The sequence below is a fragment of the Mitsuaria sp. PDC51 genome (assembly GCF_900113225.1).
Classification (GTDB): domain Bacteria; phylum Pseudomonadota; class Gammaproteobacteria; order Burkholderiales; family Burkholderiaceae_C; genus Roseateles.
Window position 1 is genome coordinate 19,801 of sequence record NZ_FOZE01000003.1, and the last position, 14,764, is coordinate 34,564.

Annotated in this window: 12 protein-coding genes; 7 read left to right on the plus strand and 5 right to left on the minus strand. The window is 70.0% G+C overall.

Annotation, left to right across the window (positions count from 1 at the left end; translation table 11 throughout):
• Nucleotides 1-52: 52 nt before the first annotated feature.
• Together mfd and BM393_RS20595 are read right to left on the minus strand one after the other, a co-directional pair.
• On the minus strand, nt 53-3,520 hold the full coding sequence (gene mfd / locus BM393_RS20590; protein WP_091733769.1) for a transcription-repair coupling factor: 3,468 nt from the start codon (nt 3,518-3,520) through the stop codon (nt 53-55).
• A gap of 200 nt (nt 3,521-3,720) precedes the next feature.
• Complete coding sequence (locus tag BM393_RS20595; protein WP_091732039.1) at nt 3,721-4,776, minus strand: RNA methyltransferase; 1,056 nt, start codon at nt 4,774-4,776, stop codon at nt 3,721-3,723.
• A gap of 81 nt (nt 4,777-4,857) precedes the next feature.
• Here BM393_RS20595 and ispD point away from each other — a divergent pair, with 81 nt between their 5' ends.
• The 4 genes from ispD (at nt 4,858) to BM393_RS20615 (ending at nt 7,452) form a co-directional block, all read left to right on the plus strand.
• Complete coding sequence (ispD, locus tag BM393_RS20600) at nt 4,858-5,592, plus strand: 2-C-methyl-D-erythritol 4-phosphate cytidylyltransferase (RefSeq protein ID WP_254783537.1); 735 nt, start codon at nt 4,858-4,860, stop codon at nt 5,590-5,592.
• Nucleotides 5,589-6,344 carry a type I methionyl aminopeptidase gene (gene map / locus BM393_RS20605; protein ID WP_091732042.1) on the plus strand — a complete coding sequence of 252 codons (756 nt, stop codon included), beginning with the start codon at nt 5,589-5,591 and terminating at the stop codon, nt 6,342-6,344. The genes ispD and map overlap by 4 nt, the downstream gene beginning before the upstream one ends.
• A 92-nt stretch (nt 6,345-6,436) precedes the next feature.
• A complete protein-coding gene (gene ispF / locus BM393_RS20610; protein ID WP_091732045.1) occupies nt 6,437-6,925 on the plus strand; it encodes a 2-C-methyl-D-erythritol 2,4-cyclodiphosphate synthase in 489 nt (162 codons plus the stop codon).
• A 107-nt stretch (nt 6,926-7,032) separates the two neighbouring features.
• Complete coding sequence (locus tag BM393_RS20615; RefSeq protein WP_091733773.1) at nt 7,033-7,452, plus strand: GNAT family N-acetyltransferase; 420 nt, start codon at nt 7,033-7,035, stop codon at nt 7,450-7,452.
• A 26-nt stretch (nt 7,453-7,478) separates the two neighbouring features.
• Here BM393_RS20615 and BM393_RS20620 read toward each other — a convergent pair whose 3' ends face one another.
• Both BM393_RS20620 and ompR read right to left on the minus strand, forming a co-directional pair.
• Nucleotides 7,479-8,819, minus strand: coding sequence for an ATP-binding protein (locus tag BM393_RS20620; protein WP_091732048.1), 1,341 nt, complete (start codon nt 8,817-8,819; stop codon nt 7,479-7,481).
• Nucleotides 8,820-8,889: 70 nt separating this feature from the next.
• Nucleotides 8,890-9,618, minus strand: coding sequence for a two-component system response regulator OmpR (ompR, locus tag BM393_RS20625; protein ID WP_091732051.1), 729 nt, complete (start codon nt 9,616-9,618; stop codon nt 8,890-8,892).
• A 227-nt stretch (nt 9,619-9,845) separates the two neighbouring features.
• On the opposite strand from ompR, the gene BM393_RS20630 reads away from it, so the two are divergent.
• Nucleotides 9,846-10,583 carry an SIMPL domain-containing protein gene (locus BM393_RS20630; protein ID WP_091732054.1) on the plus strand — a complete coding sequence of 246 codons (738 nt, stop codon included), beginning with the start codon at nt 9,846-9,848 and terminating at the stop codon, nt 10,581-10,583.
• A 102-nt stretch (nt 10,584-10,685) separates the two neighbouring features.
• On the opposite strand, the gene BM393_RS20635 is transcribed toward BM393_RS20630, so the two are convergent.
• Entirely contained in the window at nt 10,686-11,456 is a 771-nt protein-coding gene (locus BM393_RS20635; RefSeq protein ID WP_091732057.1) for a 3-hydroxybutyrate dehydrogenase, read from the minus strand.
• 48 nt (nt 11,457-11,504) lie between these two features.
• On the opposite strand from BM393_RS20635, the gene BM393_RS20640 reads away from it, so the two are divergent.
• Complete coding sequence (locus tag BM393_RS20640) at nt 11,505-12,371, plus strand: alpha/beta fold hydrolase (protein WP_091732061.1); 867 nt, start codon at nt 11,505-11,507, stop codon at nt 12,369-12,371.
• A 45-nt stretch (nt 12,372-12,416) separates the two neighbouring features.
• Nucleotides 12,417-14,690 carry a bifunctional (p)ppGpp synthetase/guanosine-3',5'-bis(diphosphate) 3'-pyrophosphohydrolase gene (locus tag BM393_RS20645; RefSeq protein WP_091732065.1) on the plus strand — a complete coding sequence of 758 codons (2,274 nt, stop codon included), beginning with the start codon at nt 12,417-12,419 and terminating at the stop codon, nt 14,688-14,690.
• Nucleotides 14,691-14,764 lie beyond the last annotated feature (74 nt).

The window sequence follows — 14,764 nt, forward strand, 5'->3', positions numbered from 1 at the left end:
CCCGGACTCGTGGACCTGCCCGACGCCTGCCAGCAGTTCGAGCAGGTCCCGATCACGCCTGCGCGACCGGCGCGCCCAGCAGCCGCAGCACCTCGCGCACCGCCTGCGCGCGGTCCTTGGGATCGGTCAGCGCCTTGTCGATGCGCAGCTTCTCGTTGCCCACCAGCTTGATGTTGCGGTTCTTCTGCACCAGCTCGATCACGCGCATCGGGTCGATCGGCGGATTGGGCCGGAAGTTGATGTTGATGACGCTGGGCGCCGCGTCGATCTTCATCACGCCGTAGGGCTTGGCCAGCACGCGCAGCCGGTGCGTGTCGAACAGCGTCTGCCCCTGCGCCGGCAGCTTGCCGAAGCGGTCGGTGATCTCCTCCAGCATCGCGTCGATCTGCTCGGCGCGGTCGGCCGTGGCCAGCCGCTTGTACAGCGACAGCCGCTGGTGCACGTCGCCGCAGTAGGCATCGGGCAGCAGTGCGGGCGCGTGCAGGTTGATCTCCGTCGTCGCCGACAGCGGGCTGAGCAGGTCCGGCTCGCGGCCGGCCTTGAGCGAGCGCACCGCCTCGGACAGCATCTCGTTGTAGAGCTGGAAGCCGACCTCCATCATGTTGCCGCTCTGGTGCTCGCCCAGCACCTCGCCAGCGCCGCGGATCTCCAGGTCGTGCATCGCCAGGTAGAAGCCCGAGCCCAGTTCCTCCATCGCCTGGATCGCTTCGAGCCGCTGCGCCGCCTGCTTGGTCAGTCCCTCGATGTCGGGGACCATCAGGTAGGCATAGGCCTGGTGGTGCGAGCGCCCGACGCGGCCGCGCAGCTGGTGCAGCTGCGCCAGGCCGAACTTGTCGGCGCGGCTGATGACGATGGTGTTGGCCGAGGGCACGTCGATGCCGGTCTCGATGATGGTCGAGCACAGCAGCAGGTTGTGCTTGCCGCCGACGAACTCGCGCATCACGCGTTCCAGCTCACGCTCGGGCATCTGGCCGTGGGCGACGACGATGCGCGCCTCGGGCAGCAGCTCCTGCAGCTTCATGCGGCGGTTCTCGATGGTCTCGACCTCGTTGTGCAGGAAGTAGACCTGGCCGCCGCGCTTGAGCTCGCGCAGCACCGCCTCGCGGATGGTGCCGCTGGTCTCGCTGCGCACGAAGGTCTTGATCGCCAGGCGCCGCTGCGGCGCGGTGGCGATGACGCTCAGGTCGCGCAGGCCCTCCAGCGCCATGCCCAGCGTGCGCGGGATCGGCGTGGCGGTCAGCGTCAGCACGTCGACCTCGGCGCGCATGGCCTTCATCGCCTCCTTGTGGCGCACGCCGAAGCGGTGCTCCTCGTCGATGACGAGCAGGCCCAGGCGCTTGAACTTCACGTCGGCCGAGAGCAGCTTGTGCGTGCCGATGACGATGTCGATCGAGCCGTCGGCCAGGCCCTCCATCGCCGCCTTGATCTCCTTGGCGGAGCGGAAGCGGCTCATCTCGGCGACCTTGACCGGCCACTTGCCGAAGCGGTCGGCGATGTTCTGGTAGTGCTGCTCGGCCAGCAGCGTGGTGGGCGCGAGCAGCGCCACCTGCTTGCCGCCCATCACCGCGACGAAGGCCGCCCGCAGCGCGACCTCGGTCTTGCCGAAGCCGACATCGCCGCACACCAGCCGGTCCATCGGCTTGGGGCTGATCATGTCCTGGATGACGGCGTGGATCGCGGCGCGCTGGTCGGGCGTCTCCTCGAAGCCGAAGCTCGCGGCGAAGGCCTCGTAGTCGTGCGGCGAGTAGCGGAACGCATGGCCCTCGCGCGCGGCGCGGCGGGCGTAGAGGTTGAGCAGCTCGGCGGCGGTGTCGCGCACCTGCTCCGCGGCCTTGCGCTTGGCCTTGTCCCACTGGCCGGAGCCCAGCTTGTGCAGCGGCGCCTCTTCCGCGCTGACGCCGGTGTAGCGGCTGATCAGGTGCAGTTGCGCGACCGGCACGTAGAGCGTGGCCTTGTCGGCGTACTCCAGGTGCAGGAACTCGCTGGGACCATCGCCAAGATCGATGTTGATCAGGCCCAGATAGCGGCCGATGCCGTGGTTGGTGTGCACCACCGGGTCGCCGACCTTCAGCTCCGACAGGTCCTTGATCAGCGCGTTGACGTCGCTGACCTGCTCCTGCTTGCGGCGCCGGCGCGTGGTGGGCGTCGTTGCGAACAGCTCGGTCTCGGTGAAGAGCTGGATCTGGCGGCCCGCGTCGGGCTCGTTCCAGAAGAAGCCCGCGGCCAGCGGGGCCGCGGTGATCGCGAAGCGCTCGTCGACGTTGGCTTCGAATTCGGCGAGGTCCTTGACCGACGGCGGATCGATCCTGTTGTCGCGCAGCAGCTCGAGCAGGCTCTCGCGGCGACCTTCGCTTTCCGCCAGCAGCAGCACGCGGAACTTCGTGTCCTTCAGATGGGCCGCCAGGCGCGCCAGCGGCTCCTGCGCGCCGCGCTCGACGCTGACGTCGGGCAGCGGCCGCGCGTAGTCGACCGCGTCCTGGCCGCGCACCGACAGCACCGCATGGCGGTGCGTGGCGATGAAGAAGTCCTCGGGGCGCAGGAAGATTTCCTCGGGGGGCAGGATGGGCCGGTCCGGGTCGTGCTGCAGGAAGCGGTGGCGCTCGCGGGTGTCGGTCCAGAAGCGCTGCAGCGCCTCGTCGACCTCGCCGTGCAGCGCCAGGCCGGCCTCGGCGGGCAGGTAGTCGAAGACGCTGGCGACCTCGTCGAAGAACAGCGGCAGGTAGTACTCGATGCCGGCGGTGGCGAGGCCCGTGTCGATGTCCTTGTAGATGCGCGACTTGGTCGGATCGCCGTCCATCTTCTCGCGCCAGCGCGCGCGGAAGGCCTTGCGCGAGCTCTCGTCCATCGGGAACTCGCGCCCGGGCAGCAGGCGCACTTCGGGGACCGGATAGAGCGAGCGCTGCGAGTCCGGATCGAACACGCGGATCGAATCCACCTCGTCGCCGAACAGGTCGACGCGGTAGGGCACCGGCGAGCCCATCGGATAGAGGTCGATCAGGCCGCCGCGCACGGCGTACTCGCCGGGCGAGACGACCTGGCTGACATGCTGGTAGCCGCCCAGCGTCAGCTGCTGCTTCAGGCCGGCCTCGTCCAGCCGCTGTTTCTGGCGGAAGTTGAAGGTCGTCGCCGCCAGGAAGGACGGCGGCGCGAGCCGGGTGAGGGCGGTGGTCGCGGGCAGCAGCACGACGTCGAGGTCGCGCTCGGCCACCGGTTTGCCGCCGGCCTGCAGCAGCCGCCACAGCGTGGCCAGTCGCTCGGAGATCAGGTCCTGGTGCGGGCTGAAGCTGTCATAGGGCAGGGTTTCCCAGTCCGGGAACACGGCCACGCGCAGCTCGGGCGCGAAGAACTTGAGCTCGTCCTCCAGGCGCTGGGTGTCGCCGGGCTCGGCGGTGACGATCACCGTCAGGCGCCCGGCGGCCAGCTGCTGCCGCGCGAAGCGGGCGAGCAGCAGCGCGTCGGCGGAGCCGGTGGGGCGGGGCAGGGTGAAGCGTTTGCCGGGGGAGATCGTGGACAGCTGCATGGCGCACAAATGAGGACAGCCCCGGAAGGGGCTCGCCGGAATTGTAGGGAGGGCGCGGCGACACGCGGTGTCAGGAGCGCGAGGTGGTCCGCCGGCCGCGCTGCATGCCGAGCAGTCGGCATGCCCGGCATCGCGGCGAAGACCGTCGCCAGCGCCGCGACCCCGTCGGCGACCGCGCCGGCGACCATGCCGGCAAACGCTCAGCCGGCCGGCGTGATCGGGATCGCCCGGCGCATGTCGCGCATCGTCGCCGGCGTGTCCAGGCTGCGCGCGCGCAGCTGGCCGCAGCCGCCGTCGACGTCCTGCCCGGCGGAATCGCGCAGCTTGGTCAGCACGCCGCGCTGGTGCAGGCGACGGGCGATGTCGCGCGCCTTGTCCCAGTCCGGGCGCTGGAAGGGCAGCTCGGGCACGCTGTTGTAGGGAATCATGTTGAGCACGCCGTAGCGACCCCGCAGCAGCTCGACGATGCCGTCGAGCTCGTCCTCGCCGTCGTTGACGCCTTCGAGCAGCGTCCACTGGTACTGGATGGGGTAGCCGGTCGCCCGGGCGTAGCGCTCGCCGGCCTCGACGAGCTCGCGCGGCGTCAGCCGCGGCGCGCGCGGCAGCAGTTCCTGCCGCAGCGCCGCCTTGGTCGTGTGCAGCGACAGGGCCAGCGCCGGCTTCACCGGCCCGGCGCCCAAGCGCTCGAACGCGCGCGGATCGCCGACCGTCGAGAACACCAGCTGCTTGTGGCCGATGTTCCCTTCCGTGCCGAGCAGCTCGATCGCCTCGAGCACCGCGTCCAGGTTGTGCGACGGCTCGCCCATGCCCATGAACACGACCTTCTTCACCACGCGCTCGCGCCGCGCCAGCGCCACCTGGGCGACGATCTCGGCGCTGGTGACCTGGCGCAGCAACCCGTCCTTGCCGGTCATGCAGAAGCGGCAGCCCACCGCGCAGCCGACCTGGCTGGAGACGCACAGGCCGTCGCGCGGCAGCAGCACGCTCTCGACGGTCTGGCCGTCGCGCAGTCCGACCAGCAAGCGCGCGGAGCCGTCCTCGCCGGGATGGCGCTCGAGCAGCGTCGCCAGGCCGTGGAGCTCGTCCATCAGCGCCGGCAGCGCCTCGCGCACCGCTTGCGGCAGGTAGTGCTCCAGCTTGCGCCGACCCTCGGTCAGCGGCCGGGCCTGGACCCAGTGGCGCAGCACGCGGCCCACATGGGCGTCGTTGGCGCCCAGCGCGGCGAGGCGGCGTCGGAGGTCGGCGATGGCGAGCACGGGAATCGGATCCGGGAAGGGCGAAGGGCCGGATTTTCGCCGATCGGTCCGGGCAGGCGCCGCTCCCTACAATCGCGCCCCATGAGTTCCTTCCCGATCGGCCACGCGGGGATGCAGCCGCGCTGCTTCGCGCTGGTGCCCGCCGCGGGCGTCGGCAGCCGCTCCGGCGCCGACCGTCCCAAGCAGTACGTCCCGCTCGCCGGCCAGGCGCTGATCGCCCACACGCTGCAGGCGCTGGGCGCGGTGGCCCGGATCGACGCCACCCTGGTCGTGCTGTCGCCCGAGGACGACCAGTTCGAGGCCGCCGTGCCCGGCTTCGCGGGCGAGCGCGGCTGGGTCGCCCGCACCGGCGGCGCCACGCGCGCCGAGACCGTCGCCGCCGGCCTGTCGGCGCTGCGCGAGCGCGGTGCCCAGCCGCACGACTGGGTGCTGGTGCATGACGCCGCCCGCTGCCTGCTGCGGCCCGAATGGGTCGACGCGCTGATCGATGCCTGCGCCGACGACGAGGTCGGCGGCCTGCTCGCGCTGCCGGTCGCCGACACGCTCAAGGACGCCGCCGCCGCGGACGGTGCGGCCCGCGTCGCCGCCACCGTCGATCGCCGCGGCAAGTGGTCCGCGCAGACGCCGCAGATGTTCCGGCTGGGCCTGCTCGCGCCGGCGCTGGCGGGGCCGCTGGACGGCGTCACCGACGAGGCCAGCGCGGTCGAGGCCCTAGGCCACGCGCCGCGCCTGGTCGAGGCCTCGATGGAGAACTTCAAGGTCACCTATCCCGCCGACTTCGCGTTGGCCGAACGCCTGCTGAGGAGCCGCGCATGACGGTCGAATCCGATGACGACATCCAGGGCCTGAAGGCCGTCGGCGAAGCCGTCGCCACCGTGCTGCGCCGCATGCTGGACGCGATCCGGCCCGGCATGACCACCCGCGAGCTCGACGAGATGGGTGCCTGCTGGCTGGAGGACTTCGGCGCCCGGTCCGCGCCGCGCGTCATGTACGACTTCCCCGGCGCCACCTGCATCAGCATCAACGAGCAGGCCGCGCACGGCATTCCCGGTGATCGCATCATCCAGAAGGGCGACGTCGTCAACGTGGACGTGTCGGCCGAGATGAACGGCTACTTCGGCGACACCGGCGGCACGCGCATCGTCCCGCCGACGACGCCGACCAAGACCCAGCTGGTCTTCGCGGCGCAGTACGCGCTGGAGCAGGCGATGAAGGAAGTGAAGCCGGGCGCGCGGCTCAACCGCATCGGCCATGCGATCGAGCGGGTGGCCAAGGCGCACAAGTTCAAGATCATCGAGAACCTGTGCAGCCACGGTGTCGGCCGCTCGCTGCACGAGGAGCCCAAGACCATCCCCGGCTACTACGACCCGAACGACACGCGCATCCTCGAGGAAGGCATGGTCATCACCATCGAGCCCTTCCTCTCGACCAAGAGCCGCTGGGTCGACGAGGAGGCCGACGGCTGGACGCTGTCCGGCGTCAAGGGCAACCTCTCCGCGCAGTTCGAGCACACGATGATCGTGACCCGCAACGGGCCGCTGGTCGTCACGAACGCACTGCCGCACTGATCGGGCGCCACGCGCCTCCCGCAGAACCGCAAACCCCGCTGACTCCGCAGACCCCGCAGACCCCGCAGACCCCGCAGCTTCGCATCCACGCCATGGCTTTGAACTTCCGCATCGGCGAGGGCTGGGACACCCACCAGCTCGTCGCCGGCCGCCCGCTGATCCTCGGCGGCATCACCATCCCGCACACGCATGGCCTGCTGGGCCATTCGGACGCCGACGCGCTCGCGCACGCGATCACCGATGCATTGCTCGGCGCCGCCGCGCTGGGCGATATCGGCAAGCTCTTCCCCGACACCGCGGCGGAGTTCAAGGGGGCGGACTCGATGGTGCTGCTGGCCGAGGCCTACCGCCGCGTGAAGGCGCAGGGCTGGGTCATCGGCAACGTCGACACGACCATCGTGGCGCAGCAGCCCAAGATGGCGCCGCACATCCCGGCGATGCGCGAGCGGCTGGCACAGGTGCTGGGCATCGATGCCGGGCAGGTCAACGTGAAGGCCAAGACGGCCGAGAAGATGGGCCCCGTCGGCGAGCTCAAGGCCATCGAGGCGCGCGCGGTCTGCCTGCTGGTCCGCGACGCCTGAAGACCTTCTCCCCCGTTCTTTCCCGCCAGCGCGCGAAGGAGCCGGCGGTGGGCGGCATGTCACGGCGTCCTGACATGGTCCGACAGCGGCTGGCCCAGAATCGGGTCATGAACGACACCGCCATCACCGTCCTCCTGGCGACGCCCGACGCCGCGACTTATCGCCATCTGCGCGTGGCCAGCGGCCTCAGCGACAAGTCCGCTGAAGCGGCCGCGCAGGGCCTGCCCAACACGCTCTTCGCGGTCCAGTTGCTCGACGCGGACGGGCAACCAGTCGCGATGGGCCGCGTCATCGGCGACGGCGGCTGCTTCTATCAGGTCTGCGACATCGCGGTCCTGCCCGCGCATCAGGGGCGCGGGCTGGGCAAGCGGATCATGACCGAGATCCGCCGCTGGCTTGATGCCCATGTGCCCCAAGGCGGCTATGTGAGCCTGATCGCGGACGGCGATGCCCAGCACCTCTACGCGAAATTCGGCTTCAAGCCGACAGCACCCGCCTCGATCGGTATGGCGCTCTCGCGCCGCTGAGACGGCGGGGACCGCCGTCGCTTGTCTCAGACGCTGGCGCGCTTGAGCCGCAGTTGCGCGACGAAGCCGCTGTCGTCGGCGTTGGACAGGCGCAGGTGCGCGCCCAGGCGCTGCACCGACTTCTCGACGATCGCCAGCCCCAGCCCCGCGCCGGTCGCGGCGGTGCGGGCGGTGTCGCCGCGATAGAACGGGGTCGTCAGCTTGGACAGCTTGTCCGGCGGCACGCCCGGACCATGATCGCGCACCGTCAGCAGCACCCAGGCGCTGTCGGCTTCGGCGGTGACGTCCACGCGCGCGGGCTCGTCGCCGTGATGGCCGTAGCGGCGCGCGTTCTCGAAGAGGTTGAGCAGGATGCGGCCCAGCTCGGTCGGGTCGGTCCAGATGCGCAGCGCCGCGGACAGCCGCACGCTGATCACGATCTGCTGCGGGTCGCGGAAGCCCTGCGCCTCGCGCTCGACCAGCTCGCGCAGGTTGAGAGCCTGCAGCTGCAGCTCGCTGGGCCGCGCGTAGTCCATGAACTTGTTGATGATCGCGTCGAGCTGGTCGATGTCCTGCGCGATGTAGGTCCGCGCCTGCTCGTCGTTGACACTCATCTCGGCCTCGAGCCGCAGGCGCGCCAGCGGCGTGCGCAGGTCGTGCGAGATGCCCGCCAGCATCACGCTGCGGTCCTCTTCCATCTTGGCCAGCTCGCGTGCCATCCGGTTGAAGCCCATGTTGACCTCGCGGATCTCGCTGGTCAGCGTACTCTCGTCCAGGCGCGAGTCGTACTCGCCCTCGCGGATGCGGCTGGCGGCGATGGACAGCTCGCGCAGCGGCTGGTTGATCAGCCGCGCGATCGCGGCCGCGCCCAGCAGCGAGGCGCCCAGCGCGATGGCGATCCACCACCAGTTGCTGGAGATGTTGGCCTGCAGCGGCGCGGGATTGGTCTGCAGCCAGAACTGGTCGGGGCCAACGTCGAAGCGCACCCACAGCCCCGGCACGCCATTCAGGCCGCTGGCCAGCACGGTCTGCGGCCCCAGCCGCGAGACCAGTTCCTTGCGCAGGCGCTGCGCGAAGGGAGAGTTCTCATAAGGGAGCCAGCGGTCGGTGGCCTCGGCCACCTCGACCGACACCGCCTCGCTGCGTGCGATCGACTTGACCACCGCGACCCGGTTGATCGCGTCGGTGCTGGACAGCGCCACCCGCGACAGGTTCACCAGGCCGGCCAGTTGCTGCGCGGCCTCGAGCGCCTTCGGTTCGGCCTCCAGGGCCTTGAAGGTCTGCTGCCAGGCCAGCACGCCCGCGGCCAGCAGCAGCGCCAGCAGCGCGAAGGTGCGCCAGAACAGGTTGAGCGCCAGACGGGGAGGAGTCACGGGAATCGACGGCATTCAAGGGCTCGGCCGTCGGCCGTCGCCGGCCTCCGGACTTGCGCACGCGGCGCGGCGGGCGGGCGGCCGATCAGGCCGCCTCGTCGGGCACGAAGACGTAGCCCACGCCCCAGACCGTCTGGATGAAGCGCGGTTGCGCCGGGTCCTCTTCCAGCAGCTTGCGCAGGCGCGAGACCTGCACGTCCAGGCTGCGGTCGAAGGGCTCGAACTCCCGGCCGCGGGCCAGCATCGCCAGCTTGTCGCGCGACAGCGGTTGGCGCGGATGCCGGACCAGCGCCTTCAGCATCGAGAACTCGCCGGTGGTCAGCGGCACCGGCTCGCCGTTCTTGGCCAGGCGGCGCAGCGCCAGGTCGAACTCGAACGGGCCGAACTGGACCGTCATCGGTTCCTTGGACGGCGCGCCCGGGGCTTCCGGCGGCGGGCGACGGCGCAGCACCGCATTGATGCGGGCCAGCAGTTCGCGGGGGTTGAAGGGCTTGGCCAGGTAGTCGTCGGCGCCAACCTCCAGGCCGACGATGCGGTCCACTTCCTCGACCTTGGCCGTCAGCATGATGATCGGCGTGTTGTCGCCCGCGGCGCGCAGCCGGCGGCAGATCGACAGGCCGTCCTCGCCCGGGAGCATCAGGTCCAGGACGATCAGGTCCACCGTCTCGCGGGTGAGCTGCTTGTTCAGCGCCTTGCTGTCCTCGGCCAGCAGGACCTCGAAGCCTTCCTGGGCGAGATAACGGCGCAGCAGGTCGCGGATGCGGGCATCGTCGTCCACGACCAGGATGCGGTTAGGGCGGGTTGTGCTTTGCATGGCGGCCACTCCGGAATTTGTAACAGCGGCACTGTAAGGGCAGTTTTCCCGCCTGTTTGCGGGATGCAGCAGTCCTTACTGGATGGTTACATCTTTTGTAACAGCGCCGTGGAGACCTCACAAGAGGTGGGTTGAATGGCCCAAAAGAGGGGTGCAGCGCCGGTCAACCGTGACGGTTTCCTCACCCGTTATGCTGGCCTCCCCGAGGACTCTCCGTAGGAACCCGAATGATCCGAACCTCCAAGACGCTGACCCGTGCCCTGATCGCCGCCGGCGCGATCGCCCTGGTGCCAGCAGTTTCGAACGCCGAACCTGCGAAGACCGACGTCCTGGCGCTGAGCGCCTCCGCCACCACCGAGGTGGCTCGCGACCTGCTCCAGTTGCGCTTCTCCACGACGCGCGAGGGCAAGGAAGCCGCCGCGGTCCAGAACGAGCTCAAGCAGGCGCTGGACGCCGCGCTGGCCGAGGCCCGCAAGATCGCCAAACCGGGCCAGGTCGACCTGCAGGCCGGCAACCTGTCCGTCTATCCGCGCTACGGCCAGGTGAAGCCGGGCACGAGCGGCTCGCCGCAGATCACCGGCTGGCAAGGCAGCGTGGAACTGCTGGTGCAGGGCCGTGACATGGAAGCCATCTCCAAGCTGAGCGGCCGCATCCAGTCGCTGGCCATCGCCAACGTGAGCTACGGGCTGTCGCGCGAGGCGCGCGAGAAGGCCGAGAACGAGGTGGTGTCCCAGGCCATCGCCAGCTACAAGGCCAAGGCCTCGGTGTACGCGCAGCAGTTCGGCTACGCCGGCTACCGGATCGGCGAGGTCAGCGTGAACGCCGACCAGCCGATGCCGGTGATGATGGCTGCGGCGCCCCGCTTCAAGGCGATGGCCGCGGCCGCCGACGAGGCGCTGCCGGTCGAGTCCGGCAAGGCCACCGTCACGGTCAACGTCAGCGGCAATGTCGTGATGACGCGGTGATGGTGCGGTGGTGATCCGCTGATGACCTGCTGGGGGCGCTCCCCCTGAACGAAAGACGCCCGGCTCGACCGGGCGTTTTTCCTTGCAGCGGGGCTGCCCGGCTTACTGGGCGGTCCAGCCGCCGTCCATCGCCCAGGCTTGGCCGCGCACATTGACCGCGGCGTCCGAGCACAGGAACACCGCCAGCGCGCCGAGCTCTTCCGGCGTCGTGAACTGCAGCGAGGGCTGCTTCTCGGCCAGCAACTGGCGCTTGGCCTCGGCGGGGTCGAGCTTCTCCTTCTCGCTGCGCGCGTCGATCTGCTTCTGCACCAGCGGCGTCAGCACCCAGCCCGGGCAGATCGCGTTGACGGTGACGGGCAGCGTCGCGGTCTCCAGCGCCGCGGCCTTGGTCAGTCCGACCAGGCCGTGCTTGGCCGCCACGTAGGCCGACTTGCCGGCCGAGGCCACCAGCCCATGCGTCGAGGCGATGTTGATGACGCGGCCCCATTGCTTCTTCTTCATGCCGGGCAGGGCCAGCCGCATCGTGTGGAAAGCGGAGCTGAGATTGATCGCCAGGATCGCATCCCACTTCTCGGGCGGGAACTCGTCCACGTTGGCCACGTGCTGGATGCCGGCGTTGTTCACGAGGATGTCGCAGCCGCCGAACTGCTCATCGATATAGGCCATCATGGCTTCGATCTCGGCCGGCTTGCTCATGTCGGCGCCGTGATAACCGACCTTCACGCCCAGCGCCTCGACCTCCGCCTTCGGGCCCGCGTGGTCGCCGAAGCCGTTGAGCACGATGTCCGCGCCCTGGCGGGCCAGGGTCAGGGCAATCCCCAATCCGATGCCGCTCGTCGAGCCGGTGACCAGGGCCGTCTTTCCTTTCAGCATGCCGCGTCCTCTTCAGGGTTGTTAGGATGGGTGCAAAGGATACGAGCGATGTCTGAACCCTTGTTGAAAAAAGTCCAGGCGCTGAGCCCTTGCGGCCTGCACCAGGTCGCGTATTGGGAGTGGGGGCAGGCCGACAACCCGCGGGTGCTGGTCTGCGTGCACGGGCTGTCGCGCCAGGGGCGCGACTTCGACGTGATCGCCAGACGCCTGAGCAATCGCTTCCGCGTGATCTGCCCGGACGTGGTGGGCCGCGGGGAGTCGGAATGGCTGGGCGATCCGCGCAACTATCAGCTGCCGCAGTACGTGTCCGACATGGTGACGCTGATGGCGCGCATCGGCGCGCCGCAGGTGGACTGGCTGGGAACCTCGATGGGCGGGCTGATCGGCCTGGCGCTGGCGGCGATGCCGTCCAGCCCGATCAAGCGCCTGATCCTCAACGACGTGGGCCCGACCATCGAGTTTGTCGCGCTGCAGCGCATCGCCAGCTACCTGGGCCGGGCGCCGCAGTTCGAGAACTGCCAGCAGGGCGCCGACTACCTGCGCGGCATTTCGGAGGGCTTCGGCCCGCATACCGACGAGCAATGGCTGGCGCTGTCGCGCGCGATGTTCAAGCCGGACGGCGACCGCTGCCGGCTGCATTACGACCCGCGCATCGGCCAGGGCCTGGCCGGCCTGACGCCGGAGCTGGCCAAGGCCGGCGAGGCCCAGCTCTGGGCCGCCTACGACGCGGTCCGCTGTCCGACGCTGCTGCTGCGCGGGGCCGAGTCCGACCTGCTCACGCGGGCGACGGCCGAGCTGATGACGCAGCGCGGCCCGCGCGCCGAGCTGCACGAGTTCCCGGGCGTCGGCCATGCGCCGACGCTGGTGCAAGAACAACAGATCCAGGTGGTGGAGCGATTCCTCGACCGCGGATGACGTCCCGGCGGCGGATCGCGCCGCGCGGACACGGATGAACGACGAATGAAGACGGAATTGGGGCTGCGGCAGGACCAGGCGGCGCCCATCGTGGCCCTGCTGGACGGGGACCTGCCTCATCGCTTGCCGGCCGCGCCGCCGCGCGCCGAGGAAACCGCGGACCCGGTGCGCCGGGCCCGCGCGTTCGCGGAGCCGCTGCTGGCGGACCATCGCCTGGGTACTGGCGAACCGGCGCTCGACCATGCCGACGGCGTGGCGGCGATCCTGGCCGGCGTCGGCGCGGCGCCCTCGATGCAGGCCGCCTCCTACCTGGTCTACGCCGGCGACTACCTGAACAAGCCCGAGGAGATCGTCGCCAAGGCCTTCGGCGAGAGCGACGCCAGCCTGGTGGCGCACACGCGTCGCCTGGTGCAGATCCAGCGCGCGGCGCGCGAGGCGCGCGTCGAGGAGCAGCGCCGCCAGGAGCAGACCGAGCTGGTGCGCAAGATGCTGCTGGCGTTCTCGCGTGACCTGCGCGTGGTGCTGCTGCGGCTGGCGTCGCGGCTGCAGTCGCTGCGCTGGTACGCGGCGACGAAGACGCCGTGTCCGCGCGAACTGGCGGCCGAATCGCTGCAGGTGTTCGCGCCGCTGGCCAACCGGCTGGGCATCTGGCAGATCAAGTGGGAACTGGAGGACCTGGCCTTCCGCTTCCTGGAGCCCGAGCACTACCACCAGCTCGCCAAGGGCCTGCACGAGAAGCGGGTCGAGCGCGAGCAGTCGGTGGAGTCGGTGCGCGCCGCGCTGGAGCGCGAGCTGCAGGCCCATGGCATCGAGGCGCAGGTGCAGGGGCGGCCCAAGCATCTGTACAGCATCTGGAAGAAGATGCGCGGCAAGGGCCTGACGCTCGAGCGCGTCTTCGACCTGCGCGCGCTGCGCGTGGTGGTGCCGGAGGTGGCGGATTGCTACGCGGTGCTGGCCAGGCTGCATGAACGCTACAAACCGGTCGATGGCGAGTTCGACGACTACATCGCCCGGCCCAAGCCCAATGGCTACCAGTCGCTGCACACGGTGGTGATCGCGGCGGATGGTCGGCCGATGGAAGTGCAGATCCGCACCCGGGCGATGCATGAGCATGCCGAGCATGGTGTCGCCGCGCACTGGGCCTACAAGGAAGCCGGCACCAAGGGGTATGCCGGCGTCAGCGCCGCCGGCGAATTCGAGGAGCAGGTCGCGCAGGCGCGCAAGGCCGTGCTGCGGCAGCTGCTGGCCTGGGAGCGCGATTACGTCGCGGAAAGCGGCCCCAGCTTCGATGACCGCATCTATGTGTTCACGCCGCAGGCCAACGTGGTCGAGCTGTGCGCGGGCGCGACCGCGGTGGATTTCGCCTACGCGGTGCATACCGACCTCGGCCACCGCTGTCGCGGCGCCAAGGTCGATGGCCAGATGGTGCCGTTGAACACGCCGCTGCAGAGCGGGCAGACGGTGGAGATCGTCGCGCTGAAGGAGGGCGGTCCGTCGCTGGACTGGCTCAATGCGGAGCTGGGTTATCTGCAGAGCCAGCGCAGCAAGGCCAAGGTCCGTGCCTGGTTCAACGCGCAGGTGCAGTCGCAGACGATCGCCAAGGGCCGCGAGCTGGTCGAGAAACTGCTCCAGCGCGAGGGCAAGACGGCGATCAAGCTGGACGACCTGGCCGGGCGCCTGGGCTTCAAGAGCGCGGACGCGCTGTTCGAGGTCGTCGGCAAGGACGAGTACTCGCTGCGCAACATCGAGACCCTGCTACGTCCGCCGGTGCCGGAGGCGGACGAGGAGGAACTGCTCGTCCAGAAGCACACCAAGGGCGCCGTCGGCGAAGGGCGCACGCCCAAGGGCGGGGTGCTGGTGGTGGGCGTCGACTCGCTGCTGACCAGCCTGGCGCGATGCTGCCGGCCGGCGCCGCCGGATCCGATCACCGGGTATGTGACGCGCGGCAAAGGCGTGGCGATCCACCGCGCCGACTGCGCGAACCTGCGGCAGATGGCGCAGTCCGCGCCGGAGCGCGTCATCGCGGTGGCCTGGGGCGAGCCCGCGCCGGACCGTGCGGGCAAGGGCGCGCTCTATCCGGTGGACCTGGTCGTCGAGGCGGCGGACCGGCCGGGGCTGCTGCGGGACGTGCTGGAGCTGTTCGCCAAGGACAAGCTGAACGTGATCTCGGTGAACCAGCAGAGCGGCAAGGGCAAGCCGGCGCGCAGCGACCTGTCGCGGATGAATTTCACCGTTGAGGTCAGCGACGCGCAGCGGCTGCAGCAGACGCTGGTCGCCCTGTCGCAGGTGAGCGGCGTGCGCAGCGCGCGGCGGCGCTGAAGCCTGGAGTGGCCGCGGTCCGGCGAGGGGATGCGGCCGTTCAGCCCGTGTTCATCGGGGTTGTGGGCGATCGG